Below are 24,302 nucleotides of genomic sequence, written 5' to 3' on the forward strand. Positions count from 1 at the left end.
GCACAATAATTAACTAGAACAAATCCACTTCACCACCAACCGAAGTCGTTTTGAGCCTGCTGGCATAATCTTGTTCGCGCCTTCTCAGGGTATCGTTATGTTCCACTTTGAGTTTCTTGACCAGAACCTTGCCCGTGCGGGGAAAAAAATAGACTTTGCGCGGGTAGATATCATTAAGATCTTCCGCAATCACGCGCATTCTTTCAGCGCGCAGATAGTCGAGCACGAATTTTGCATTGCGCTCACCCACATTGATTGCCGTAAATCCGCGCAGGACATTGCCGCCACCAAATACCTTGGCTTCCATGTTTTCGCGTTTGGCGCCAGCTTTTAAGAGTTCGTTGATTAGCACCTCCATCGCATACGTGCCATAACGCATGGATGCGGATACAGGATTATCTGCATCACCACCGCCATCTGGCAGCATGAAATGATTCATGCCACCCACACCGGAAACGCGATCTCGTATGCATGCAGATACGCAAGAACCCAACACGGTAACAATCAGCATGTCCTTGTTGGTGAAATAAAATTCACCAGGCAATATCTTGGCAGCGTCACAATCGAAAGTTCTATCGTAATAGACATTCGTTGCAAAATGCTCTTCACTTAGCTGGCTCATGGATTACCCTTTTGCAAATGGCGCAATGTCGTCGTTCTGGTGCCAGCAGGATGGGATTTCGATAAGTCATAGACCGTCTTCCCTCTCAGCTTGAAGTCATCCGAGACATACAGGAAATTCTCTGAATGGCCAGCAAACAATAGACCATCCGGTTTCATCAAGGGGACAAATTTCTTTAAAATTTTGCCTTGTGTTGGTTTGTCAAAATAGATCATGACATTCCGGCAAAAAATTGCATCAAATTCGCCACTCAAAGGCCAATTATCTTCCAATAAATTCAATTGCTTGAATGTGATCAAATCCCTGAGTTCTGGCCTGACCCTGACCAGACCTTCTTGAGCGCCCTTGCCCTTGAGGAAAAATTTGCGGGTTCTCTCTGCCGACAATTTCTCTATACGATCCAGGTTATACACTCCGCGCGATGCAGTTTCCAGTACATTGGTGTCTATATCTGTGGCAATGATGTGCGCAGGAGGGCGTAGTGTGCCAAACGCCTCGCAAAGCGTCATGGCAATAGAATAAGGCTCTTCTCCTGTGGAACTGGCTGAGCACCAGATATTCACCGTTTCGTTTTTCTTGGCAATATGCTCGGCAAGTATGGGAAAGTGATGTTCTTCCCTGAAAAATGAAGTCAGATTGGTGGTCAAGGCATTGGTAAATGCCTCCCATTCAGACTCATTCTGATTACGCTCAAGGTCATCAAGATATTCTGAAAACGAGCTGATACCAGTCGCTCGCAAACGACGTGCCAGCCGGCTGTAAACCATTTCCTGCTTACTGTCAGCCAGGGAAATACCGGCTCTTTTATAAATCAAGTCTCTGACACGGTCAAAATCTTTTGAGTTAAATGAAAACTCTTTTGAAGTATCCGACCTGGTTTTATCGATGGATTTCGTCATTCAATGCTTTCCTAAACTTTCCCCATCTTGTTTCTGAGATGAAAGCTGATTTCAAATAAAAATCCAGATAATCATTATCTACACAGGCATTTTGCCAGACTAAAAAATATTTACTGTTAATTAAGTTAAACTAAATTCTTGATTCAAAACGGGTGCCGATGCTTAACAAACAAAGTAAAACTACAATTTTCCAGCACCCGGAACGCTTAATTTACGGCCATTCTGCAGCACTTAAAACTCTTCCCATTCGTCTTGCTTACCAACATCCGTTGCTGGCTTACTGGCTCGGGCACCCGCTCCGGCAGTACCTGAAGGTGCGGCCCTGGGCAAAGCTTTTACTTCTGACCTGGCAGGCGCAGCTGGCTTACTGACTGCCTTGCTAACCACAGGCCGTGATTGCTGAAGGACGTGGACGTTGCTCGAATTCATCTTGAAAACGCTCACTGCCTGGGCCAATGCTACGGCCTGCTCTTCCATGCTTTCTGCGGCTGCCGCTGCCTGCTCCACCAAAGCTGCATTTTGCTGCGTCATCTCATCCATTTGCGTAATGGCCAGGTTCACCTGTTCTATGCCTGAACTTTGTTCCTGGCTGGCGGCGGTGATCTCGCTCATGATGTCGGCCACATGTTGAACACTGGTGACGATTTCATCCATGGTCTTGCCTGCCTCATCCACCAGCTTACTCCCCTGATCGACTTTGTCTACCGAATCACTGATGAGGGATTTGATTTCCTTGGCTGCACTGGCACTGCGCTGGGCCAGATTACGCACCTCTGCTGCCACCACCGCAAAGCCACGGCCCTGTTCACCTGCCCTGGCGGCTTCTACCGCTGCGTTCAAGGCCAGAATATTGGTCTGGAAGGCAATACCGTCAATGACGCCGATAATATCGACAATCTTGCGCGAGCTTTCCTTGATGGAGCCCATGGTGCTGACCACTTGTCCAACCACCTCACCACCTTTGACGGCAACACTGGAAGCAGAGACCACCAGTTGATTCGCCTGACGGGCGTTGTCAGCATTTTGCCTGACCGTACTGGTCAACTCTTCCATGGAACTGGCGGTTTCTTCCAGTGAACTTGCTTGCGACTCTGTACGGCTGGAAAGATCGGCATTACCAGAGGCAATTTCTTGCGAAGCCACAGTGATGGTTTCAGTGCCAGTCCTGACTTGCCCTACAGTAGCAGCCAGATTGTCATTCATGTTCTTCAAAGCCTGGAACAAGGACGTAACTTCATCGTTACCTGATACGGTCACCTGACTGCGCAAATCGCCTTCAGCTACGGTTTCAGCCAGTGTCAAGGCCTCTTGCAATGGTTGGGTAATGCTACGAGTGATAGTCCAGGCGAATAATGCACCTACAGCCAGAGCAGACAGCAGAATCACATACAACCAGATCGTCAGTTTCGCGCCTGCTGCGGAAAAGGTTTCAAAAACCTGTTTCGATGCCACATCCTGCACATCAACCAGCTTGTTCATCTCCTGAATAGACTTTGTGCTGAGCGGGTCGATGACTGTTGCAATAATTTTTGCTGCACCTTCGGCATTGAATGCCAAGGCCTGCCCAACGGCGTCTTTTAAAGGCTTGTCTATTTCCTTATCAATCTTGGCGATATCACCAAGAATTTTCTTTTCCTCTTCACTCAACCCTAAAGACGCAATTTTTTCTTTGGCATCTTCATACTTTTTCTTTTGCAGTTTGACCTTGGCCTCTTCTTTTTGCATCTCTCCGACATCGGACTGTATGCCAATATTACGCATGGCTATGCCGCCCTCAAACAGGGCGCTTTTCATATTGTTGGCCAAAACCTGTTTTTGCGCGGACAGGTTCAAGCCATCTACCATTGCCTTGCGATTATTACCGCTCAGTGCATTAACAAATAATATAACTGATATCAGACCTGCCAAAATAAGCGCGAAGCCGACCCCCAAACGGGTGCCAATTTTAAAATTTCTCAGATTCATAGCGTCTCCTATTTATTTTTTAGCCAGCTTCTATGTCTACTCTTTTTTACTGATAGAGCAATCAGAGAGAAACCATAAAATCAAACTTCTGCATCCACGAGCCCCATTTCTGGACTGGACATCAATTTATCGATATCCACCAGGATCAGCATGCGATCATCCAGAGTACCCAGTCCAATCAGGAAATCTGTACTGAAAGTCGTTCCCATTTCAGGCGCTGGCCGGACCTGCTCTGGCAGCAATGTCGTGACATCAGACACACTATCAACCACCATACCAACAATACGTCCTTCAATATTCAAAATGATGACGACTGTGAATTGATCGTAGGTAGGCGTACCAAGATTAAACTTGATACGCATATCAACCACAGGAACAATAATGCCTCGTAAATTAATGACACCTTTCAAGAATTCTGGTGCATTGGCGATACGTGTTACGGCTTCATAGCCACGTATTTCCTGCACCTTCAGAATGTCGATGCCGTATTCTTCATTACCAAGAGTAAAAGCAAGGAATTCATGCCCAGCAATATCGGATTTAGTTCCATCATTGGAACCTTGATCACCAGCCTGTGAAATTTGCGTCATTTCTTTTTCCTCGTCTTAAATTTCTAATTCAATCTTTATCGTGCCGTGCGCAAAACAGCAGCGACATCCAAAATAAGTGCAACGCCACCATCACCCAGAATAGTTGCTCCTGAGATTCCGGGGACTTTCTTGTAATTTGATTCTATATTCTTTACCACAACTTGTTGCTGCCCTACCAAATCGTCTACAAACAGTGCGGCTTTTTTACCATCCACTTCAACGATGACGACAATGCCATCAGATGGATCAGTATATTTGGGCTCAATGTCAAAATACTCGTATAAAGGCACCAAAGGCAGATATTCATCACGAACCTTGACTACCCTGCCCTTACCACTGATTTCTTTAATATCGGCCTTGGCTGGCTGCAGTGACTCCATGACAAAACCCAAAGGCAGAATATAAATTTCATTGCCGAACTTAATCGACATGCCATCAAGAATTGCCAGCGTCAATGGCAAAGAAATGGTGATCGTCGTGCCATACCCCATTGCTGAGCGTATATCAACGACACCACCCATGGCAGCAATATTACGCTTGACCACATCCATGCCTACACCACGACCAGATACGTCAGTCACGGTTTCTGCAGTAGAAAACCCTGGGGCAAAAATTAATAACCAGACTTCACTGTCACTCATGGAGTCGGATACAGCCAAACCATTTTGCCGGGCTTTGGCGAGAATTTTTTCCCGGTTCAGCCCACCACCATCATCACTGACTTCGATGACAATATTACCGCCCTGATGCACGGCTGAAAGAGACAATTTACCCGTTTCATTTTTACCAGTTTGCGCCCTGGTCGCTGGCATTTCTATGCCGTGATCGATACTATTTCTGACCAGATGGGTAAGTGGATCAACTATGCGCTCAATCAAGCCCTTATCCAGCTCCGTCGAAGCACCATAAGTAACAAATTCAACTTTTTTGCCAAGTTTTGTCGCCAGGTCCCTGACCATGCGCGGGAAGCGTGAGAACACATAATCCATAGGCATCATGCGTATGGACATTACTGCCTCTTGCAAGTCACGGGTATTGCGCGTCAAATGTGCAACGCTGCTTAACAAGCGTTCATTAGCGATAGGATCAAGGTCCTGAGTGCGCTGTTCCAGCATCGCCTGGGTAATGACCAGTTCACCGATCAGGTTAATCAACTGATCGACTTTTTCTATCCCTACCCTGATAGTCGAGGATTCTTGTGAGGCTGCAGGCTTTTCAATTTTTTTCTCGGCTTGCACGACCTGTTTTTCAGCAACGACTACATCCACCACTTTTTCAGCGACGGCCTGGTCTTTATTTTCTTCTGGCGGGAACATGGATTCCAGCGGTTCAAAGAATCCATATCCAAGATCATCGTCTGTAGGTGCAGCCTTGCTTACCGGTAAATTGGCGATCTGTTCTTCAGTTATCTTCAGCGTATCCGGGTTAAGGATGAAAGAGCAAATCGAAATGATATCGTCCTTGCTTTCATTTGTGCGTAATGCCAGCACGACGTTCTTGCCGTTGTTATCCAACCTGAAAATTGCACCCAGCAAGCCCATCTCGGACATAATGGCTGCAGCATCCGCCTCAGAGACATCAGGCATTTCAATTTTGAATGCGGTTTTAAACACCACATCAGAATGATCAACTTCAGGTGTACGACTGGCGAAACTGGCAGTTGGTGCAGCAATGGGCACAGCATCCTGCGACAGGGATTGCAGCAGCATCCTGACATCGGCGACAGCATCCTGATCAACCGGCGTGCCCAGCCTGTGCCCGTCAAGCTGCATCTTCAAAATGTCTTTGGCGATGAGAAAAGCATCGACGTGCTCACCCGTCAGCGCCATCTCTCCCTTGCGTATCTTATCGAGCAGTGACTCCAGTATATGAGTCACTTCCGTCATATCCGTCAGGCCAAAGGTCGAAGCGCCACCCTTGATGGAATGAGCTGCCCTGAAAATGGCATTCAAGTCCTCAGGATCTGGCGAAGAGATATCGACGGCAAGTAACAATTTTTCCTTCTCGGCAAGAAGCTCTTCCGCCTCGTCGAAAAACACTTGGAAAAACTGACTCATGTCAATCGTCATTATTAAACTCCGTGATTTACATTTGTTTGCCCGGACTACAGGCCATGAATTCAGCCAATCACTTTTTTAACTACTTCAGTCAACTTCTGTGGATCAAAAGGTTTTACCAGCCAGCCATTGGCACCCGCTGCCCGGCCTTTTGCCTTCATGTCGTCGCTTGATTCGGTTGTCAGCATCAGAATAGGGACGCGTGCATAGGATGGCAAGCCACGCAAAGACTTGATCAGGGTAAGGCCATCCATACGTGGCATGTTTTGATCTGTAAGCACCAGATCAACTACCTGATTGCGCGCTTTTTCCAGACCGTCCTGGCCATCAACTGCTTCAATTACCTGATATCCCGCCGCTTTTAAACTGAAAGCTACCATCTGCCTCAAGGAGCCAGAATCATCCACAGCTAAAATTGTCTTGGCCATATTTACTCCGTTATACGAATTGTAGGCAGCTTATGCTCACCGCCACTTGATTTAAAATAACTCTATGTCACCGCTATCCAGATGCTTTTGATGCACTGCTTTACGTAACAAATTCTTCAGGTCCGCACTTTGTTTTTCCAGGCGTACGGTAGTTTCTCGCAATAACGCCGTCAATTCATCTGATTCACCATCATGTTCGATATCATTACCCAGCACACCTAAAGTTCCCAACACTTCACGCAAACCTTCACATCTTTGCAAGGTCCGTGAAATCAATTGGCTGGTCAAATCCTGAAATTGCAAACTGGTGACAGCCGAACTGATATGTCTGGCGATATCTTCCTGTATGACCTTGAGTCGCAATACACTTTCGTCTGAAACCCCGCCAGAACTAACGATCAAATTGATTTCTTCCTGCTCGCTCGATATTGCTGCATGCAGCGCCATGAAGCTGACACCGAGCTTCTCAATCGCTTCACCCAAGAGTATCGTAGTTTGCGCAAGGTCAGTCTCAACCTCCAGCAAATGTGCATTTCCGTGATCAGACACACCTGATAAAAGTTGCTTAACCTGAGAACCCAACAGTTTCTTTTTGGACATCTTAAGCATCCTATCTATGCATTTTGACTTAATGATGCTGCAGTCTTACGTGTCACTTGCTTCTATCAAGGCTTGACTGAAATTTCTGCACTTGAGTCAGACTGATTTGCGACCTCAATGGAGCCGCCATCCTGAGATGCAGATTGCTCTGCTTTTTTATTCATAACGATGATGCTGATCCTGCGATTGATAGGATTTAAAGGATCTTGCTTGTCAAACAGCACCGAAGAAGAAAGACCGACCACTCTTAACATCTTGGTTTCATCCATACCGCCATAAATCAACTCCCGTCTGGAGGCATTGGCACGATCAGCCGATAGTTCCCAATTGCTGTAGCCACGTTCGCCACTACCATAAGGTGCAGCATCAGTGTGACCAGACAAGCTGATGCGGTTGGGCACATCATTGAGTGCCTTGCCTATCTCGTGCAAAATTTCTCTGGTATACGGCTGCAAGTCAGCCTTGGCTGAGGCAAACATGGGGCGATTTTGTTCATCCACCATCTGTATGCGCAAACCGTCGGTCGTAATATCCAGCAGCAACTGCTTCTTGTATTGTTTCAATGTAGGATTGGATTCAATTGCCGCTTCAATTTTGGACTTCAATCCCTTCAAGCGGTCTGCCTCAACCTTGGCCAAAGCAGCCTCTGCGGCCTGAAGATTGTAAGTCTTCTTCTGGGCGTCAATTTCACCTTTGCGATTCTGCCCTTCGCGCGCACTCAGGTCCTTGCCGCCACCCTTGATGACACTTGAGCTATCGCCACTACCATCACCACCAGCCATGGCTACTTTCAAGGGTGTCTGAAAATACTCGGCAATGCCGTTCAAATTACCCTTGGCCGTTGAACCCAGCAACCACATCAGCAAGAAAAACGCCATCATCGCCGTCACAAAGTCAGCGTACGCAATTTTCCATGCGCCACCATGGTGACCACCGGCCACCTTCTTGATGCGCTTGACAATAATCGGTCGTAGTTCTTCGCTTGCCATCACCAATCCTGCATTTTTTATTTAATTTATTTAGATTTTGATTGCTTGATATGCTCTTCCAGCTCTGAGAAAGTAGGTCTCTCAGTTGAGTACAGCACCTTCCTGCCAAACTCGACTGCCAAGGCAGGGGCATAACCATTCAGGCTCGCCAGTAAAGTTACCTTGATACACTGAAAAGTTTTGGATGATTCATCCAGTTGTTGCTCCATCAGGCTGGACAATGGTCCGACAAATCCATAAGCCAGCAAAATACCCAGGAAAGTACCAACCAGCGCATGCGCAATCAAAATACCCAGCTCGGCAGGTGGAATACCAACAGACTCCATCGTATGCACAACCCCCATCACCGCCGCCACAATACCGAAAGCGGGCAAACCATCACCGAGCTTGGCAATGAAATGCGCAGGAACATGTCCTTCGTGGTGATGCGTTTCCAGTTCATTGTCCATCAGATTTTCAATCTGGAAGGCATCCATATTCCCTGAAACCATCAGACGCAGATAGTCCCCTATGAATTCCATCATATGATGATCATGGACGATTGCAGGATATTTACTAAAAAGCGGGCTTTCTTCAGGGCGCTCGATATCACCTTCAATCGACATCAGGCCTTCTTTGCGTACTTTGGTCAGCACGTCAAACAGCATCGTCATCAATTCCATATACAAAGCTTTGTTGTATTTGGAACCTTTCAATACGCCAGGAAGCGCTTTCAAAGAAGCCTTGAGCGTTTTTGCATTATTACCTACCAGTGAAGCTCCTACAGCCGCACCACCGATCATTAACAATTCCAATGGCTGAAACAATACCGCCAGATGCCCACCGGACATCACAAAGCCACCAAAGACCGAGCCCACCACGACGATATAGCCGACGATAACTAACACGAGCTTTTACTCCTTAGAGAGGATTTTTTATAATATCGACTACACTACCTCAGACCTGAAACATTCACCAGAAATGGAAGGTTAAATATTGCTTCAGGAATACATTTCACTATGATCATTATATGCGCCAGATATAGAGAACGGGGTCATTCGCATTGCTTTTTATAATTAAATCCGCCTCAACACCAGGCACTTTAAACTCGTAACTCATGAATATGGCACCGGGCCGCATCTCTGAACTGACTTTCATCCACAGCTCAGGCATGGCCGCTGGCGACAAATACGCAAATACCACATCAAAATCCGCAAAATCAAGTTGCAGGTAGTCTTTCAGATAAAACCCCAGCCTGCGACCAGACAGTTTCGCTCGCAACCAACTCACCAGCCAGGGGAATGGCGCTATTTCAACGCCATAAAATGTTTGTTGCGGCCGCAGCTTTGCCAGACTGAGGGACACGCCACCAAAGCCGCTACCTATATCAATGAAACGTAAATCCTCACTCGCAGGTAGTTGCTCAAGAATACACGGCAATAAACTGGATTTGGAAGGAAAATATGGGACTTGCGTGCGGTAAGTTGACCAAAACAACAATACCATCAGCAAAAAGATGCACAAACTGAGTGCAGGATGCAGTTGAAAAACCAGAGAGGCAACAACTGCGAAAGGGAAAATAAATTGTATCAGCCACCACCACCAGCTCATGCCCGACAGGAAACTGAGCACTGCAGCCAGACTGGCGTGAATAACAAGAAGCAAATAAGGGGAAAGTGTGCCAGCAAATTGCCACCGGTCGATGGCATATAGCAGATAGGACAGGCCAAACGCTAGCAGTTGTATCAGCAAGGCCTGAAAGACGGGCGACGAAAAAACACCTTCATCAGGGAGGAGTTTGCCTTTGCGGGTTTTTGATGATGCTACCTCCAAGGCTCCTCCTGAATTTTATGCCACCTTATGCCACCATTTCCAGCGCGGCCTCCGCATCTTTTGCTTTTTTTGTTTTACCTGCCCTTGACGGGACGTGGCATAAACCACAAGCATAATCATCATGCAAATCGAGGCTATGCGCAACAAAATGCCCACTGCATTTGCAACATTTTGCAAAACTCAGCATTTTACCTTCAAAGAAGCGAACCAGCGTCCAGGCACGCGTCAGTGACAATACTGGCTCCTCACCTGCAGGAACAGGCACTTGCTCCAGGTACAGACGATACGCTTTGATGATTGCATCAATCCCATCCACACCTGCATGGTCACGCAGATATTTATGGATATTCATGAACAGAGAAGAATGAATGTTCGGCTGCCAGGTAACAAACCAGTCAGCAGAAAAAGGCAACATACCTTTTGGTGGAGATACACCCTTCAATTCCTTGTATATCTTCAACAGACGCTCACGCGACAAGGAAGTCTCAGATTCCAGCAATTGCAATCTGGCACCCAGATTGACCAGTTCAATTGCCAGTTGAATTTCGTGAGCTTCGTTTACTACGCTTTTGCTTGCCATGATTTTTCTCCGTCTGCTTCGATTCAATGCCCGACAAATTAATGGATTTCTTCAACTGGCTGACCAGCCATCAAAATCGCAGCATGGGAATGCGCAAGAGCACGTTCCTTGTTGTAATTTGTCAACATGCACAAAATGGAGCTATCTTCAAAGCGGAAGCGCGCCAACATCATATTGGAGCCAGCCAATTTCAAAATCTGGGCATTATTCAAACCTTCGATCAGGTCTGCAATTTCTTTACCGATACCCAAACGGAAAATAGCGGTCGCTTTATCAGCGCGAATCATTTGTTGTGCCAACATCAAATAACTCAAATTGGCATCCCGAATCTCGGCCATCATATCGTTCTGCGTCATTTTCTCACCCTCCAGTTTGTAATCAGCGGCATGTTTGCGTTGCCAGTGAGATACATTGTGCAGGCTGAGGAAAAGCGGCTGTATAAGCGGGAATCCGTATTTGAACCAAGAATAAAACGAAGACATGCCGTAGGAAAATATCCTACAGGCACATTTAGACATCTACAAAATGAAATTTCGTAGAAAACAGATTTTTATTTTTTCGGATCAGCAAAATTGGCCAATTCAAAAAACATCAATGAAAACAATTACTTACGTAAAAAACGAGCTTTTACTTCATCGTCTTATAATCATTAACGGCAGCGCTTTAGAAAACTTTAGGGAAAATTTAAAAATATTTTCGATTTATTTTCATGCCCATCTAACGGCAACAAATTGTGAAAACTTTAGGCTTGGGACCAAAAAAAACTCAAAAAAATCACCTGTTTGCAACAGGTGATCATTTTTGAGTCTTTTAGATGGCAATTAAAGCTAGTAATTCTTATATTTATTGTTATTTATGCATTTCTTTAAAAGCAATATTTACCATTATTTCCTACACGGTCGTGCGCCAGATGCATTTATCCTTGATTTGCTTATCCAGACCCGACAACAGGGCTTCATGCTCCCCCATCTCTTCATCCGTTGCCATCAAGACAGCAATCTCTCCGACCGGCATATCAAAGGCGACAACTTCCTGTTCTTGTGGGGTGTCATCCTCCTCGATATCGATCTCAAAACTATTTTGTCCACGCGACATTGCCAGAAAAACATCTGCCAATAATTCAGCATCCAGCAAAGCGCCATGCAATTTGCGGTGTGAGTTTGAAATCTCATAGCGAGTACAGAGGGCATCCAGAGAATTTCGCTTTCCGGGATGCAATTCCTTTGCCTGCACCAGGGTATCTACAATGCTGGGACAATATTCAGTCAGCACTGGCAAATTCAGGCGCGCGAGCTCTGCATTCAGGAAGCCGACGTCAAAGGGTGCATTATGGATAATGATTTCCGCACCTTTGATATAGCTGCAGAATTCTTCAACCACTTCGGCAAACTTGGGCTTATCGCTTAAAAACTCTGTCGTTAAGCCGTGAACTGCCAGCGCGCCTTCTTCTGAATCACGCTCGGGATTGATATAGCGATGGAAATTATTTCCAGTCAGCTTACGGTTAATTAATTCTACACAGCCAATTTCTATGATGCGGTCGCCATTGCGTGCATTCAAACCTGTGGTTTCGGTATCGAGGACTAGCTGCCTACGCATATTGAATATTCCTATAAGACGACAATACTTAATTTAATCAAAAACCCAGCGCAGGGAAATACATGCGCCCGGTGCCGCCTTGCAAAACCGGCTTTGCATGCCGACGCCGGCAGCAAACAGTAAATTCTGGCCTGTAGAGACATAGGGTAAGCGTTCCCGCTGCCAGAATGGTATGCGCAAGGACTGAAAATGGCTCTTCATGTCACGGGTAGAACGGTTTTCTGCCAGCTTCAATCGCTCTCCTCCCCTGCGCAAATGCAGAGAAAGCGCCTGCGACTGCAACCAGGCCGCATCAAAACCATGATCACTCTGGTCAAAATGCAGGCTACCAGCAAATTCAGGGAAATGGATATGTGCCTGCCCTTGCCAGACAAACCCTAGCAAACGGCTTTCCTCAGACACCTCAGCTTGTTGCGCTGATAAATAGACAGTGTCTTTATAGCGGTGTATGGCAATAGTATCGTGCTGCACTGTAATACGCGCATCTTCACGTCCATCAAACAACTGGCTTTGCATTTCCTTCAAGCGCGAGGTCGTTGGCATGCGCACACCAGCCCTGGAAAACCAGTAGCGGAACAAATTGTCCCTGCGTGCAGGACTCAGCGCTCGCATGGCAGCAATTGCCAGGCCAGTATCATGCGTGCAACTGACAAAATCTTGCTCAGCAACTTCCAGCAGCAAATCTTGCGCCGCCTGGAAATGGGTGGCAGAACGCGCGATGCGCTCTGAATAGCCTGGCGACAAACCCTCAAGCACCGGCATCACACTGTGGCGTATGGCATTGCGCAGATAACGCTGGTCAGTATTGGATTCATCTTCGATGTAGCTTAAACCCTGCTGACTCGCGTAAGCTTCGAGTGTGCTTCGTTTTTCTGTCAGCAGTGGCCGCCCCAGCATGACTTCATCATGGCCAAACAAATTGGGCGCGCGATGACAAACATCCATACCCGACATGCCAGCTACGCCGCTGCCCCGCAACAACTGCAATAACAGGGTTTCAGCCTGGTCATCCTGATGATGAGCAGCCAGGATTAATGGAATGCCGGCATTTTTCGACATTCGCCCCAAAGCCTGATAGCGCCCCTTACGTGCAGACGCTTCCACCCCATCACCACTGTCGCGGCTAACCTGTATGCATTCAGATTGAAAGCTGATGCCAGTGGCAACACAACCAGCCCGGCAGTGGTCCAGCCAGGCGTCGGCATTGGGACTCAGGCCGTGGTGTATATGAAATGCAAACAGGGGGATGTCGCTGCGGCGGCAATAATTGATTGCCAGGGATAGCAAAACCGTGGAATCCAGACCGCCGCTATAAGCTACCGCGAGGCCATTTTGCAGCTTTCCTTCACAGAAATCAGCAATAATGGCATCGAGTTTTTTTGAGAATGTTTGCTCAAGACTGGAGCAATGTTGATCTGGCCTCATTCAGCAAGTTTCGTTTCCTTAAACTTACCGTAGCTCAGTAATTTTTCATGACGGGCAGCCAGCAAGTCCTTGGTTTTTACACCCTGGAATTGACGCAGGGTATCTGCCAGCGCGCGTTTTACCAAAGCACACATTTGCTTAGGGTCCCTGTGCGCACCACCCAATGGTTCATTGATGATCTTGTCGATCAGGCCCATGGCTTTCAGCCTGTGAGCCGTCAGGCCCAGAGCTTCAGCAGCATCGGATGCACGGTCAGATGTCTTCCACAGGATGGAAGCGCAACCTTCTGGCGAAATCACAGAATAAGTCGCATATTGCAACATCAATACGGCATCACCTACTGCCAGTGCCAGCGCACCACCAGAACCACCTTCGCCAATAATGGTGGTGATCAGCGGCACCTTGAGTTCTGCCATGACATACAGGTTATGGCCAATGGCTTCAGACTGACCGCGCTCTTCTGCATCTATGCCAGGCCAGGCACCTGTGGTATCTACAAAGGTAAATACAGGAATATCGAATTTCTCGGCCAGTTTCATCAGGCGCATGGCCTTGCGATAGCCTTCTGGCTTGGGCATACCAAAATTGCGCATGGCGCGCTCTTTGGTATCCCGACCTTTTTGATGGCCCATGACCATACAGGCTTGGCCATTGAACCTTGCCAAACCGCCTACGATGGATTGATCGTCAGAAAAACTGCGGTCGCCATGCAACTCATGGAAATCAGTAAACATCTGATTGATGTAGTCCATGGTATATGGACGCTGGGGATGACGCGAAATCTGCGACACTTGCCACGGAGTCAACTTGGCGTAAATATCCTTGGTCAACATCTGGCTTTTTTTCGACAGTCTGTCTATTTCCTCAGAAATATCGACTGCGGAATCATCCTGAACAAAACGCAGTTCTTCTATTTTTGTTTCTAGTTCTGCAATTGACTGTTCAAAATTTAAAAATGTCGTTTTAGTCATCGTGCCTCCTTAACATCACACGAGTTGATAAAAAAATCCAATTTCATTCTGGCGCTGGCGCTATGTTTAATTGAATCAAGTGTCGCTGTGCTTAGCGTACAAAACAAGCATTTAGATGCTTATTTTGCAAAATTCATGTGCTTTTATAATGGACATTTAGTCCTGACGGACCAGATTAGATATCAAAACCTGCCCCGCTGTCCAGTATTCCCCGCTTTTGGCTTGCGTCAGAACAGTAGAAATCAGCACCGTCAGCTTGTTTCCATAACGCAAATTCGTTTGACTATCCTCGTATTCAAGAGACATAACGCCACAGATTTTGCTAAAACTGAAAAATAAAGTGAAGGTGAAATGCTGTTTGTTTGTCAAACACCCATAGTCGGCAACTTATTTGATAAGATGGCGTTTTGCTTGCGAGCCAGTATACCATTGCTGCTTATATGTTCTGCCAAACTCCTATAAATCCAAGACCGAACACCATGCGCCACATTTTAAAGAATGTACTTACCGTATCCAGTCTGTCCTTGCTATTGATGTCTGCCCATGTGCGTGCAGATGAGGCCGCCGATGTTGGCAAATTACTCAGGGCTGGCCAGGTAAGCGAGGCTCTGCAGAAAGTGGATGCAGCATTGGCACAGCGTCCCAAGGATGCGCAGATGCGCTTCCTGAAGGGTTTGATATTGACAGAACAAAGCAAATCGGCAGAAGCCATCACGGTTTTCTCGAAACTGACTGATGATTACCCTGAATTGCCTGAGCCCTATAATAATCTGGCAGTGTTGTATGCCTCTTCAGGCCAATACGACAAGGCGCGTGCCGCGCTGGAAATGGCCATCAGAACCAATCCTACTTATGGCACAGCCCATGAAAATCTGGGTGATGTCTATGCCAAACTGGCAAGCCAGGCTTATGACAAGGCTTTGCAACTCGATTCTGGCAACAATACCGCTAAATTAAAGCTCACCCTGGTTAAAAATCTGGTTGGCAATACCACCGGCGGCACCAATCCCAAGACTGCCATGCCTGCAGCAGCGGCGCCAACGCCTGCAGCCCCAGCCAAGGCCAGCGCTGCTACAGTAGCAGCGGCAAAACCGGAACCCGAAACTGCCAAGCCTGAACCCAAGGCCAAACCTGCTCCTGCAGTTGTTGCAACTGCAGCCACTGACAAAGCAGAAGAAGATGTGCTGAAAGCAGTAGAGAACTGGGCCAAAGCCTGGAGTAGCAAAGACACCAATGCCTATCTGGGCCATTATGCAAAAGATTTCCAGACACCTAAAGGTGAAAGCTATAAAGCCTGGGCAGAAGAACGCCGCAACAGGATAGAAGGCAAAGGCCGTATCAATGTCAAAATTGAATCCGCCAAAGTCGATGTGGATGGTAGTACTGCGACAGTGAAATTCCGCCAGATTTACACCTCTGACCAATTGACTGCCAATAGCCGCAAAACCCTGCATATGGTAAGGCAGGACGGCAAATGGCAGATCAAACAGGAGCGCGCGGGTAGCTAATGTTTTTCGCAGTCAATTCTGGTCCTCCGGCTGCTGGCAAAGCCGGAAAATCGCGTATTTTTGCTATTTTTGCATTGTCTTGTCTGGTGTATGGCTTGGGCTTGTCACCAGCCATCGCCACGGCCAAGTCACGCCCGACTAAGGTCGCACCTGCTGAAATCAATCCCAATGCACCTGACCCTGATGCCTTGCTGATTGAAGTCTATAAGTATCTGGCTGCCAACAATCTGCAAAAAGCCCAAAGCAAGATAGATGCGCTGGTAGAGGCGTATCCGCATTTTCAATTGGCCCACCTGATACAGGGCGATTTGCTCTTGATGCATACGCGCCCAGTGCGTAATTTTGGCGTTGGTGCTTTAACCCAGCCAGATAAACTGAAAGATCTCAGAGATGAAGCCGCGGCACGCATACGCTCTTACCGCGAACGCCCCGATCCGGAGCTAGTTCCCCGAGCTATCCTGCAATTGCGCGATGACCAAAAACAGGCGATCGTCGTCGATGCAAAAAAATCTCGCTTATATGTCTATGAGAATGCCGCCGGCCAGCCACGGCTGATCAATGATTTCTATATCAGCCAGGGTAAGTTCGGCATCAACAAGATCAAGGAAGGCGATCAAAAGACACCCATAGGCGTGTACTACATTACCAGTCGCCTCGCTGGCACCAAGCTGCCCAGCTTCTATGGCCCAGGTGCCCTGCCCTTGAATTACCCCAATGAATGGGATAAATTCAATGGGCGCAATGGCTCTGGCATCTGGCTGCATGGTATGCCGCCGGAAAACTTCAGCCGCCCGCCTTTGGCATCGGATGGCTGCGTGGTATTGACGAATCCGGATTTTTTAAAAATCTCTTCCATGGTCGACATAGGCAAAACGCCCGTCATCATTAGCGAGCAGGTGGAATTTGTCACCCGCAATAAGTGGATAGTCGATAAAACCCTGGCAGAAAAACTGGTGGATGACTGGCGTCTGGACATGCAAAGCCAGAATGCCAACCGGATTCTGACCAATTATTCGCGCAATTTTAAGACTACCCAGGGCGACAATCTGAATACCTGGTTTCCAAAGCAGCAACAAAGCTGGGATAACTGGCATAATCCTGCTATTAAATTAAAAGATGTCACCCATTTCCGCTACCCAGGCAAGGATGAGCTGATCGTCAGCACATTCACCCAGGAGACGACGAATGGCAAAACCAGAGCCGCAGTTCGCAAACGTCAATATTGGCTGAAAGAAGCAGCTAGATGGCGCATAATTTACGAAACAACTGTCTGAATTCTTTCATATAAAATTAAATCATCAATCAATCACTTATGCTGACTATGAAAATATCAAAATCCGGACTGAGCAGTGTATTGCTGGGCACCTGCCTGATGATGGCAAGCGCCTTCAGTTTTGCTGAAGGGCAACCAAAGGTGGCATTTAAAACCAATATGGGTGAGATCATTATTGAACTCTATCCTGAGGCTGCCCCAAAAACCGTAGAAAACTTCCTCAAGTACGTCAAAAGCGGCCACTACAAAGGAACCATCTTTCACCGTGTCATTGATAACTTCATGATACAGGGCGGTGGCTACGATAAAGACATGAAAGAAAAACCAACCAATAAACCAGTACCGCTGGAAGCACGTGAAGCGCTGGATAAAGGTTTGAAAAATGATCTGGGTGTAGTTTCCATGGCGCGCACACAAGACCCTAATTCGGCAAGTGCGCAGTTTTATATCAATGTCAAAGACAATGATTTTCTCAACCATCAAATCCTGCCTGAGGGTGATCCGGTAGAATTCCAGTATCGCGGCAATACCGTTACTGAAAGGCGTGCCCGTGCACTGGCAATGACTGCTGGCTACACGCCATTTGGCAAGGTCATCAAGGGTATGGAAGTGGTTGAAAAAATTAAAGTGGTAGAAACTGGCGAGGCAAAAATGATGCAAAATGTGCCTGTCAAACCAGTTATCATTCAATCCGCTACCTTGTTAAAATAAACAAATCTCTAAACTTTTTGAAACGAAAGACTATCATGGCCGTTATTCTGACCACCAACTTCGGTAACATCAAGATCGAACTGAACGAAGAAAAAGCACCAAAAACTGTTGCCAATTTCCTGGCCTATGTTGAATCTGGTCACTATAACGGCACGATTTTCCATCGCGTCATCGATGGTTTCATGATACAAGGCGGTGGTTTCGAGCCAGGCATGAATCAAAAATCCACTAATGCACCTATCGAAAATGAAGCCAAAAACGGCTTGAAGAATGAGCGTTATGCATTGGCCATGGCCCGCACTGGTGATCCGCACTCTGCTTCTGCACAGTTTTTCATCAACACGAAAAGGAATGACTTCCTTGACTACCCAGGCCAGGATGGTTGGGGTTACTGCGTATTTGGCAAAGTAGTTGAAGGCATGGATGTGGTCGACAAAATCACGGCTGTAAAAACTACCCGTACTGGCATGTTCCAGGATGTACCGGTAGAAAACGTCCTGATCGAAAAAGCAGAAATCGTTTAATACTTATCAGCATATTTATCAGTACAGTCCATGATCGCAGACCACAACGCGAATCAGACAAAAGCGCAACCTGAACTGGTTGCGCTTTTTGTTTCTGACACGCATTTAAATCCCGGCCTCCCGCTTACCACCGAGGCTTTTTTGCGCTTTCTTGAAAAGCAGGCCATTTCAGCAAAGGCACTTTATTTGCTGGGGGATTTATTTGAATACTGGGTGGGTGATGACAATATCAACGATGCCTATAATTTACGCATCGTCCAGGCCTTGCGCAAAGTCCATGATCATGGTGTGCAGCTTTACTGGATAGCAGGTAATCGTGATTTTTTAATTGGCACTGATTTTGCGGCAGCAACTGGCGCAGTCTTGTTGCATGACCCCAGTGTGATCGAACTGGCTGGAAAAAAAGTGATCATCAGTCATGGTGACGCACAGTGCACCGATGACCATGCCTACATGAAATTCAGGGAGCAAGTCAGGCAGGCAGAATGGCAAAACAACTTCCTGGCCATGCCACTTGATCAGCGTAAAAAGATTATTGAAGGCTTGCGGACAGAAAGCAAGATGGAACAAAAACAAAAATCCGTCGCCATCATGGATGTCAATGCAGATGCCATTGCTGCATTATTCTCGCAAACTGGCACCAGCACCATGATACACGGCCACACCCACAGGCCCGCCATCCATGTCAGTAATGACCAGACCAGATATGTATTACCCGACTGGGATTGCGAAGACCCCGATAAGCGTGGCGGCTGGCTGGCCGCCTATAGCGATGGCAGCATTCAGACTTACGACTGGGACGGAAGCCTGAAATAAATTATTACATCAGTCGCAATTTAAGCATTCACCGTATCTGAACGCAAATGTCCGGCACTGATCGTCAGCACCCGACCACATCGCGCTGCTATCGACAAATCATGCGTCACAAGAACCAAGGTAGACCCACGCTCACGGTTCAAAGTGAACATCAGATTGATAATCGCCTCGCCCGTAGCAGCATCCAGGCTACCAGTAGGTTCATCGGCAAACAACAGTGGCGGCTCAGTGACAAAAGCCCTGGCCAGCGCCACCCTTTGCTGCTCGCCGCCAGATAAGAACTTGGGATAATGTCTGAGTCTTGAGCCCAGGCCGACGTGCTCAAGCATTTTTTCTGCTTTCGCACGTGCCTGTTTATCACCACGCAACTCCAGCGGCAGCATGACATTTTCCAGCGCATTCAAATGCATCAGCAACTGAAAAGACTGGAACACAAAGCCCAGCTTTTCTTTACGGAATTGCGCCCTGCCATCCTCTGTCAAATCGAAAATGTCCACTCCATCAAGCAAGACCTTGCCTTCAGTTGGCGTATCCAGGCCAGCCAGTATGCCCAGCAAGGTGGACTTGCCAGAACCAGAGGCACCAACAATTGCAAGCGTCTGCCCGGCTTGCGCGGTAAAATCTATGCCATTCAGTATGCTCAACTCGCCCGTTGCATCCGCTACGCGCTTGGTCAGATGCTTTACTTCGATTGCCGCTTTATTTGATTCCATAAGGTCTTTACGTATGCTTTTCACTCAATTGTCAGGTCACGTCAGCAGGCTATCAAAACAAGCCCTGATGTTTGTGATGTTTGCTGCATCCATTTTCACTACTTTACCTGCTCATTCTGCATCAAAAACCATCCTTGTGCTCGGTGACAGTTTATCAGCAGAATATGGCCTCGTACGCGGCAAAGGCTGGGTTGCCTTGCTGGAGCAGAGATTACAGCAAAAAAATATCGCTGCCACGGTCATCAATGCCAGCATCAGTGGCGACACTACCAGTGGCGGCAAAGCCAGGCTGGCAACCCTGCTGGAAAAACATCATCCAGACGTGCTGATCATAGAACTGGGGGGTAACGATGCCTTGCGTGGTTTACCACTTAAGGCTTCCGAGGATAATTTCAAGGCCATGATAGAAATGGCAAAGGCACAGCGCAGCAAAGTACTGCTTGCGGGTATGCGCATCCCGCCCAATTATGGCCCCGATTATTCTGAACGCTTCTTTTCGCTTTACGAAAAACTGGCCAAGGCAAACAAGACTGCTCTCGTGCCTTTTCTTTTGGAAGGCGTAGCAGAGAAAGATACCCTGTTTCAGGCTGACCGCATCCACCCGCTTGCAGAGGCCCACCCTGCCATACTCAATAATGTCTGGCCACATTTATTGCCATTATTAGGCAAATAAAATACGCACAAAAAAAGAGTAATAAACCATGAAATATCCAGAACTACTCGACTTCCCGGAGGCTTTCAAAAGACGCGCAAAATTTGATGCCATCATCGATGTGCGCAGCCCGGCAGAATTTGCTGAAGACCATATTGCCCATGCCATCAATTGCCCGGTGCTGGATAATGAAGAACGCATTATCGTAGGCACCATGTACAAGCAAGTTGGCGCATTTGAAGCCAAGCGCCTGGGCGCAGCCCTGGTAGCAAAGAATATAGGGCGACACATAGAAAACCTGTTCCAGGATAAGCCGCATGACTGGCGCCCCTTGGTTTATTGCTGGCGTGGCGGCAACCGCAGTGGCGCCATGGCGCATATCATGGCAAAAATAGGCTGGCCGGTAGCGCAATTGAATGGTGGATACAAGGCCTACCGTCATTACGTCAATCAAAGCCTGAGTTCTGAAGCTCAGCAATTTCAATGGCAGGTATTATGTGGCCCAACCGGTAGTGGTAAAAGTCGCAGCTTGCAGACCCTTGCAAATTTGGGCGCACAAGTCCTGGACCTGGAACAACTGGCGGCCCATAGAGGTTCGGTTTTTGGCGGCATACCTGAATATACGCAACCATCTCAAAAGCAGTTTGAAAGTCGCATTTTCGAGAAATTGCAAGAATTCAATGCGCAGAAAATTATTTACGTAGAAGCAGAAAGCAAAAAAATTGGCAGCCTGCGCATACCGGAGAGTCTCATGCATGCCATGCGCGCCTCAGCTTGCCTGCGGCTCACACTTCCAATGGAGAAAAGAGTAGCTTTGCTGACTGAAGAATATGCTCACTTCATGCGTGATACAGAAAGCCTGAACAGGCAATTGCATTTTTTGACTGCATTGCATGGTAAAGAAAAGATATCACACTGGAGGCAACTGGCAGAAGGTGGGGAACTACAGCGTCTGGTACAGGAGTTACTGGAACAACATTACGACCCTGCCTATGACAAATCTATCATAAGAAACTTTGCTGCGTATCCCCATGCCGAAACAATAGAGCAAAATGATATTGATGAATCTGACTTCAGGCAAACAGCAAATCGTATATTAAGTCTTACTGAGCGCAAATAAGCGAACGCGTAAAAAAGAACACCTCAACCATCAAGGTCATCAACTATCCTTTGCCCCTGGTCTTCCAGATCATCGAATTGTTTGTGATTGACTGCCCACCAGAATACGGCACCAATGGCAAACACCAGCACCAGACTTAGAGGTATCAATAAATAAAGGATGTCCATAATTTTCTTGTTACCCCTATCTCAATCCTGCATCAGATTCCGGTATCAGATACGCAGGCTGCTCCAGCAAATATAATCGCAGCGCATTAAGGACCACAATCAACGAACTCAATGACATCCCCAGAGCAGCATGCCAGGGTTCCAGCAAACCACTCATGGCAGCCGGTATCGCAAATAAATTATATAGTACTGCCCAGGCCAGATTTTCGCGTATCAGCCGGTAAGCTTTGCTGGCAACTGTCATTCCAAAGTCCAGATCAAGCAAGCGATTTGACATCAGCAATACATCGCTGCGCGACTGTGAAATGGGAGCGCCCTGCCCCATCGCAACCGACACATCAGCCAGTGCCAATACCGGTCCGTCATTCATGCCATCACCAACCATGACCACCGTCGCACCATCTGCCTGCAGCTTTTGCACTATGGCGTATTTACCTGCGGGACTAAGGCCAGCGTGCGCCGCCTGAATATCACATTGTGCAGCGACTTTATTAACCACATCCTGCCTGTCGCCCGACAGCAGCAATATTTGCTTACCCTTGTTTTTTAAATTGCTGATAGCGGCAATCGCATCGTCACGCAATACATCATCGAGTGCAAACCAGATCAGGTTGCCATGTTCACTGGCGAGTACGCTCAGCGTCTGACCTGCAAAATTTGGTGGAATGGGTAAGTCCTGCGCATGCAAGTCACTGGCAAATTCCACGCTACCCAAACGATAGGTTTTACCTTCACATTCAGCCTCAATGCCACCACCCGGCACTTCCCTGACTTTGCTCAAGCCAGCCACATCTGCCAGCTCATGATTCGATTTTTTTTGCGCCAGATAATCACCAATTGCCCTGGCTACCGGATGCGAAGACTGGCAGGCCAGTGCCATGGCAATTGCTTCGCTGGCAGATGCACCTTCACCATGCAGCATTTCCCTGACCTGCAATTTACCCATGGTCAGCGTGCCAGTTTTGTCAAAGACTATATGTGTTGCCATTGCCATGGCTTGTATGGCTTTTGATTTTGCCAGCAACACCCCATTTTTAGCCAGCATGCCTATGGCTGCAGACATGACACCCGGCGTTGCCAGAGACAAGGCACATGGGCAGGTTACGACGATGATACTGATAGCTATCCACAAGGAACGACCAGGATCAATTTGCCACCAGACTATGCCGCTGATAAAAGCCAGCACAAGAATAATGATCAGAAAACGGCTGGCATGTTTATCTGCAAGCAAAACCAGAGGTGGTTTTTCCAGTGATGCAGACTCCATCATGGCTATCAGTGCTGACAGCTGAGTTGCACCGCCCACCTCTTTGGCCTGCATCACCAAAGCACCCTGAAGATTCACAGCACCCGCCAGCACATTACTGCCCTTGGATTTATTGACAGGTAAAGATTCACCGGTCATCAATGCCTCATCGCAACTGCTATCGCCAGTAATGACCACACCATCAGCAGGAATATGCTCACCCGCAGCAACAAGCAAATAATCTCCAGCTTGCAAGCTGGCCACATCTACCGTTTCAGTCGCCACTTGCGGATATGCAAGAAAACGTTGCGCCATTGCCGGCGACAATTGCGTCAATATTCTCAATGCAGCGGTCGTGCGTTTTTGTACCCTGGATTCAATCAGCCGCGCACCAAGCAACAAGAATACAAACATGATGGCTGAGTCAAAATACACAGCACCACCATGAAACGTTGCCCAGACGCTGGCGAAAAAAGTCAGCAATATGCCGAGAGAAACTGGCACATCCATGCCTATGTGGCGATTTTTCAAATCACGCCAGGCAGAAGAGAAGAAAGGTGATGCTGAAAAACCGATGACAGGCACGGCAATAATCATGCTGGCCAGCTTGAGCAGCTTATCCACATCTGGTGTCAGGTCTCCATCAATTTGCGGTACAGGAACCAGATAAGCAGGAAAGGCATACATCATGACTTGCATCATGGCAAAACCAGCCACAAACAAACGCCATAAGGCGCGCTTGTTTTCTTTTTGCTCTAGCTCATCAAGCGATTGACTGGCTGGCAAGGCACCATAACCAAGATCAGTAATGGCTGCGAGAATACGCTTGAATGTCAGTGACTGAGTATCCCAGGTGATATCGGCACGATGACTTGCAGGATGGATTTTGAATGAAGTAACGCCCGGCAACTGCCTGATACGAAATTCAATTAATTGCACACAGGCGGCGCAGCGCATGCCAGACAAATTCAGTTTTTCAGAAACAAGCTGCTGATCTATAGAACCAGGGGCAGGCAATGCGTAATGGGGATCCAT

25 protein-coding genes are annotated in these 24,302 nt (G+C 47.5%); 7 read left to right on the top strand and 18 right to left on the bottom strand.

Annotation, left to right across the window (positions count from 1 at the left end; all coding sequences use genetic code 11):
- Window positions 1-13: 13 nt before the first annotated feature.
- The 15 genes from cheD to DFR42_RS04620 form a co-directional block, all read right to left on the bottom strand.
- A complete protein-coding gene (cheD, locus tag DFR42_RS04545; RefSeq protein ID WP_110253729.1) occupies window positions 14-622 on the bottom strand; it encodes a chemoreceptor glutamine deamidase CheD in 609 nt (202 codons plus the stop codon).
- Entirely contained in the window at window positions 619-1,521 is a 903-nt protein-coding gene (locus DFR42_RS04550) for a CheR family methyltransferase (RefSeq protein WP_211324148.1), read from the bottom strand. Before DFR42_RS04550 ends, cheD begins: the two co-directional genes overlap by 4 nt.
- Before the next feature lie 231 nt (window positions 1,522-1,752).
- Window positions 1,753-3,486 carry a methyl-accepting chemotaxis protein gene (locus DFR42_RS04555; RefSeq protein ID WP_110253730.1) on the bottom strand — a complete coding sequence of 578 codons (1,734 nt, stop codon included), beginning with the start codon at window positions 3,484-3,486 and terminating at the stop codon, window positions 1,753-1,755.
- Between the two features lie 80 nt (window positions 3,487-3,566).
- Complete coding sequence (locus DFR42_RS04560; RefSeq protein ID WP_110253731.1) at window positions 3,567-4,076, bottom strand: chemotaxis protein CheW; 510 nt, start codon at window positions 4,074-4,076, stop codon at window positions 3,567-3,569.
- A gap of 35 nt (window positions 4,077-4,111) precedes the next feature.
- Window positions 4,112-6,145: a chemotaxis protein CheA gene (gene cheA, locus DFR42_RS04565; RefSeq protein ID WP_110253732.1), complete on the bottom strand. Its 2,034-nt coding sequence runs from the start codon at window positions 6,143-6,145 to the stop codon at window positions 4,112-4,114.
- A 50-nt stretch (window positions 6,146-6,195) separates the two neighbouring features.
- The gene (locus DFR42_RS04570) at window positions 6,196-6,561 is read right to left on the bottom strand and encodes a response regulator (RefSeq protein ID WP_110253733.1); all 366 of its coding nucleotides are present in this window, start codon (window positions 6,559-6,561) and stop codon (window positions 6,196-6,198) included.
- 51 nt (window positions 6,562-6,612) lie between these two features.
- On the bottom strand, window positions 6,613-7,161 hold the full coding sequence (locus DFR42_RS04575) for a chemotaxis protein (RefSeq protein ID WP_110253734.1): 549 nt from the start codon (window positions 7,159-7,161) through the stop codon (window positions 6,613-6,615).
- A 65-nt stretch (window positions 7,162-7,226) separates the two neighbouring features.
- Window positions 7,227-8,150 (bottom strand): flagellar motor protein MotB, encoded by a 924-nt coding sequence (gene motB / locus DFR42_RS04580; RefSeq protein ID WP_110253735.1) that lies wholly within the window; start codon window positions 8,148-8,150, stop codon window positions 7,227-7,229.
- Between the two features lie 26 nt (window positions 8,151-8,176).
- Entirely contained in the window at window positions 8,177-9,037 is an 861-nt protein-coding gene (gene motA / locus DFR42_RS04585; protein ID WP_110253736.1) for a flagellar motor stator protein MotA, read from the bottom strand.
- 118 nt (window positions 9,038-9,155) lie between these two features.
- A complete protein-coding gene (locus DFR42_RS04590) occupies window positions 9,156-9,962 on the bottom strand; it encodes a class I SAM-dependent methyltransferase (protein WP_245936823.1) in 807 nt (268 codons plus the stop codon).
- 25 nt (window positions 9,963-9,987) lie between these two features.
- Window positions 9,988-10,542 carry a flagellar transcriptional regulator FlhC gene (gene flhC, locus DFR42_RS04595; protein WP_110253737.1) on the bottom strand — a complete coding sequence of 185 codons (555 nt, stop codon included), beginning with the start codon at window positions 10,540-10,542 and terminating at the stop codon, window positions 9,988-9,990.
- A gap of 38 nt (window positions 10,543-10,580) precedes the next feature.
- Window positions 10,581-10,898 carry a flagellar transcriptional regulator FlhD gene (flhD, locus tag DFR42_RS04600; protein WP_110254236.1) on the bottom strand — a complete coding sequence of 106 codons (318 nt, stop codon included), beginning with the start codon at window positions 10,896-10,898 and terminating at the stop codon, window positions 10,581-10,583.
- A 535-nt stretch (window positions 10,899-11,433) separates the two neighbouring features.
- Complete coding sequence (gene dnaQ / locus DFR42_RS04610) at window positions 11,434-12,141, bottom strand: DNA polymerase III subunit epsilon (protein ID WP_110253739.1); 708 nt, start codon at window positions 12,139-12,141, stop codon at window positions 11,434-11,436.
- 33 nt (window positions 12,142-12,174) lie between these two features.
- Window positions 12,175-13,566 (bottom strand): tRNA lysidine(34) synthetase TilS, encoded by a 1,392-nt coding sequence (gene tilS / locus DFR42_RS04615; RefSeq protein ID WP_110253740.1) that lies wholly within the window; start codon window positions 13,564-13,566, stop codon window positions 12,175-12,177.
- Window positions 13,563-14,537 (bottom strand): acetyl-CoA carboxylase carboxyltransferase subunit alpha, encoded by a 975-nt coding sequence (locus tag DFR42_RS04620; RefSeq protein WP_110253741.1) that lies wholly within the window; start codon window positions 14,535-14,537, stop codon window positions 13,563-13,565. Before DFR42_RS04620 ends, tilS begins: the two co-directional genes overlap by 4 nt.
- A gap of 479 nt (window positions 14,538-15,016) precedes the next feature.
- Here DFR42_RS04620 and DFR42_RS04625 point away from each other — a divergent pair, with 479 nt between their 5' ends.
- The 5 genes from DFR42_RS04625 to DFR42_RS04645 are packed head-to-tail and all read left to right on the top strand — an operon-like array spanning window position 15,017 to window position 19,369.
- Window positions 15,017-16,045, top strand: coding sequence for a YybH family protein (locus DFR42_RS04625; RefSeq protein WP_110253742.1), 1,029 nt, complete (start codon window positions 15,017-15,019; stop codon window positions 16,043-16,045).
- A complete protein-coding gene (locus tag DFR42_RS04630) occupies window positions 16,045-17,319 on the top strand; it encodes a L,D-transpeptidase family protein (protein WP_110253743.1) in 1,275 nt (424 codons plus the stop codon). Before DFR42_RS04625 ends, DFR42_RS04630 begins: the two co-directional genes overlap by 1 nt.
- A 38-nt stretch (window positions 17,320-17,357) precedes the next feature.
- Window positions 17,358-18,029 (top strand): peptidylprolyl isomerase, encoded by a 672-nt coding sequence (locus tag DFR42_RS04635; RefSeq protein ID WP_110253744.1) that lies wholly within the window; start codon window positions 17,358-17,360, stop codon window positions 18,027-18,029.
- A 35-nt stretch (window positions 18,030-18,064) separates the two neighbouring features.
- On the top strand, window positions 18,065-18,553 hold the full coding sequence (locus DFR42_RS04640) for a peptidylprolyl isomerase (RefSeq protein WP_110253745.1): 489 nt from the start codon (window positions 18,065-18,067) through the stop codon (window positions 18,551-18,553).
- A gap of 30 nt (window positions 18,554-18,583) precedes the next feature.
- The gene (locus DFR42_RS04645; RefSeq protein WP_110253746.1) at window positions 18,584-19,369 is read left to right on the top strand and encodes a UDP-2,3-diacylglucosamine diphosphatase; all 786 of its coding nucleotides are present in this window, start codon (window positions 18,584-18,586) and stop codon (window positions 19,367-19,369) included.
- A gap of 20 nt (window positions 19,370-19,389) precedes the next feature.
- Here the strand turns inward: DFR42_RS04645 and DFR42_RS04650 are convergent, their stop codons facing one another.
- A complete protein-coding gene (locus DFR42_RS04650) occupies window positions 19,390-20,082 on the bottom strand; it encodes an ABC transporter ATP-binding protein (RefSeq protein ID WP_110253747.1) in 693 nt (230 codons plus the stop codon).
- A 13-nt stretch (window positions 20,083-20,095) separates the two neighbouring features.
- Here DFR42_RS04650 and DFR42_RS04655 point away from each other — a divergent pair, with 13 nt between their 5' ends.
- Together DFR42_RS04655 and mnmH are read left to right on the top strand one after the other, a co-directional pair.
- A complete protein-coding gene (locus DFR42_RS04655; protein WP_211324150.1) occupies window positions 20,096-20,755 on the top strand; it encodes an arylesterase in 660 nt (219 codons plus the stop codon).
- A gap of 28 nt (window positions 20,756-20,783) precedes the next feature.
- Window positions 20,784-21,854, top strand: a complete 1,071-nt coding sequence (mnmH, locus tag DFR42_RS04660; RefSeq protein ID WP_110253749.1) for a tRNA 2-selenouridine(34) synthase MnmH — start codon at window positions 20,784-20,786, stop codon at window positions 21,852-21,854.
- Between the two features lie 23 nt (window positions 21,855-21,877).
- Here mnmH and ccoS read toward each other — a convergent pair whose 3' ends face one another.
- Both ccoS and DFR42_RS04670 read right to left on the bottom strand, forming a co-directional pair.
- Window positions 21,878-22,021 carry a cbb3-type cytochrome oxidase assembly protein CcoS gene (ccoS, locus tag DFR42_RS04665; RefSeq protein ID WP_110253750.1) on the bottom strand — a complete coding sequence of 48 codons (144 nt, stop codon included), beginning with the start codon at window positions 22,019-22,021 and terminating at the stop codon, window positions 21,878-21,880.
- Between the two features lie 16 nt (window positions 22,022-22,037).
- Window positions 22,038-24,302 carry a heavy metal translocating P-type ATPase gene (locus DFR42_RS04670; protein WP_110253751.1) on the bottom strand — a complete coding sequence of 755 codons (2,265 nt, stop codon included), beginning with the start codon at window positions 24,300-24,302 and terminating at the stop codon, window positions 22,038-22,040.

Origin of the sequence: Undibacterium pigrum, assembly GCF_003201815.1 — a bacterium.
Taxonomy (GTDB): domain Bacteria; phylum Pseudomonadota; class Gammaproteobacteria; order Burkholderiales; family Burkholderiaceae_D; genus Undibacterium; species Undibacterium pigrum.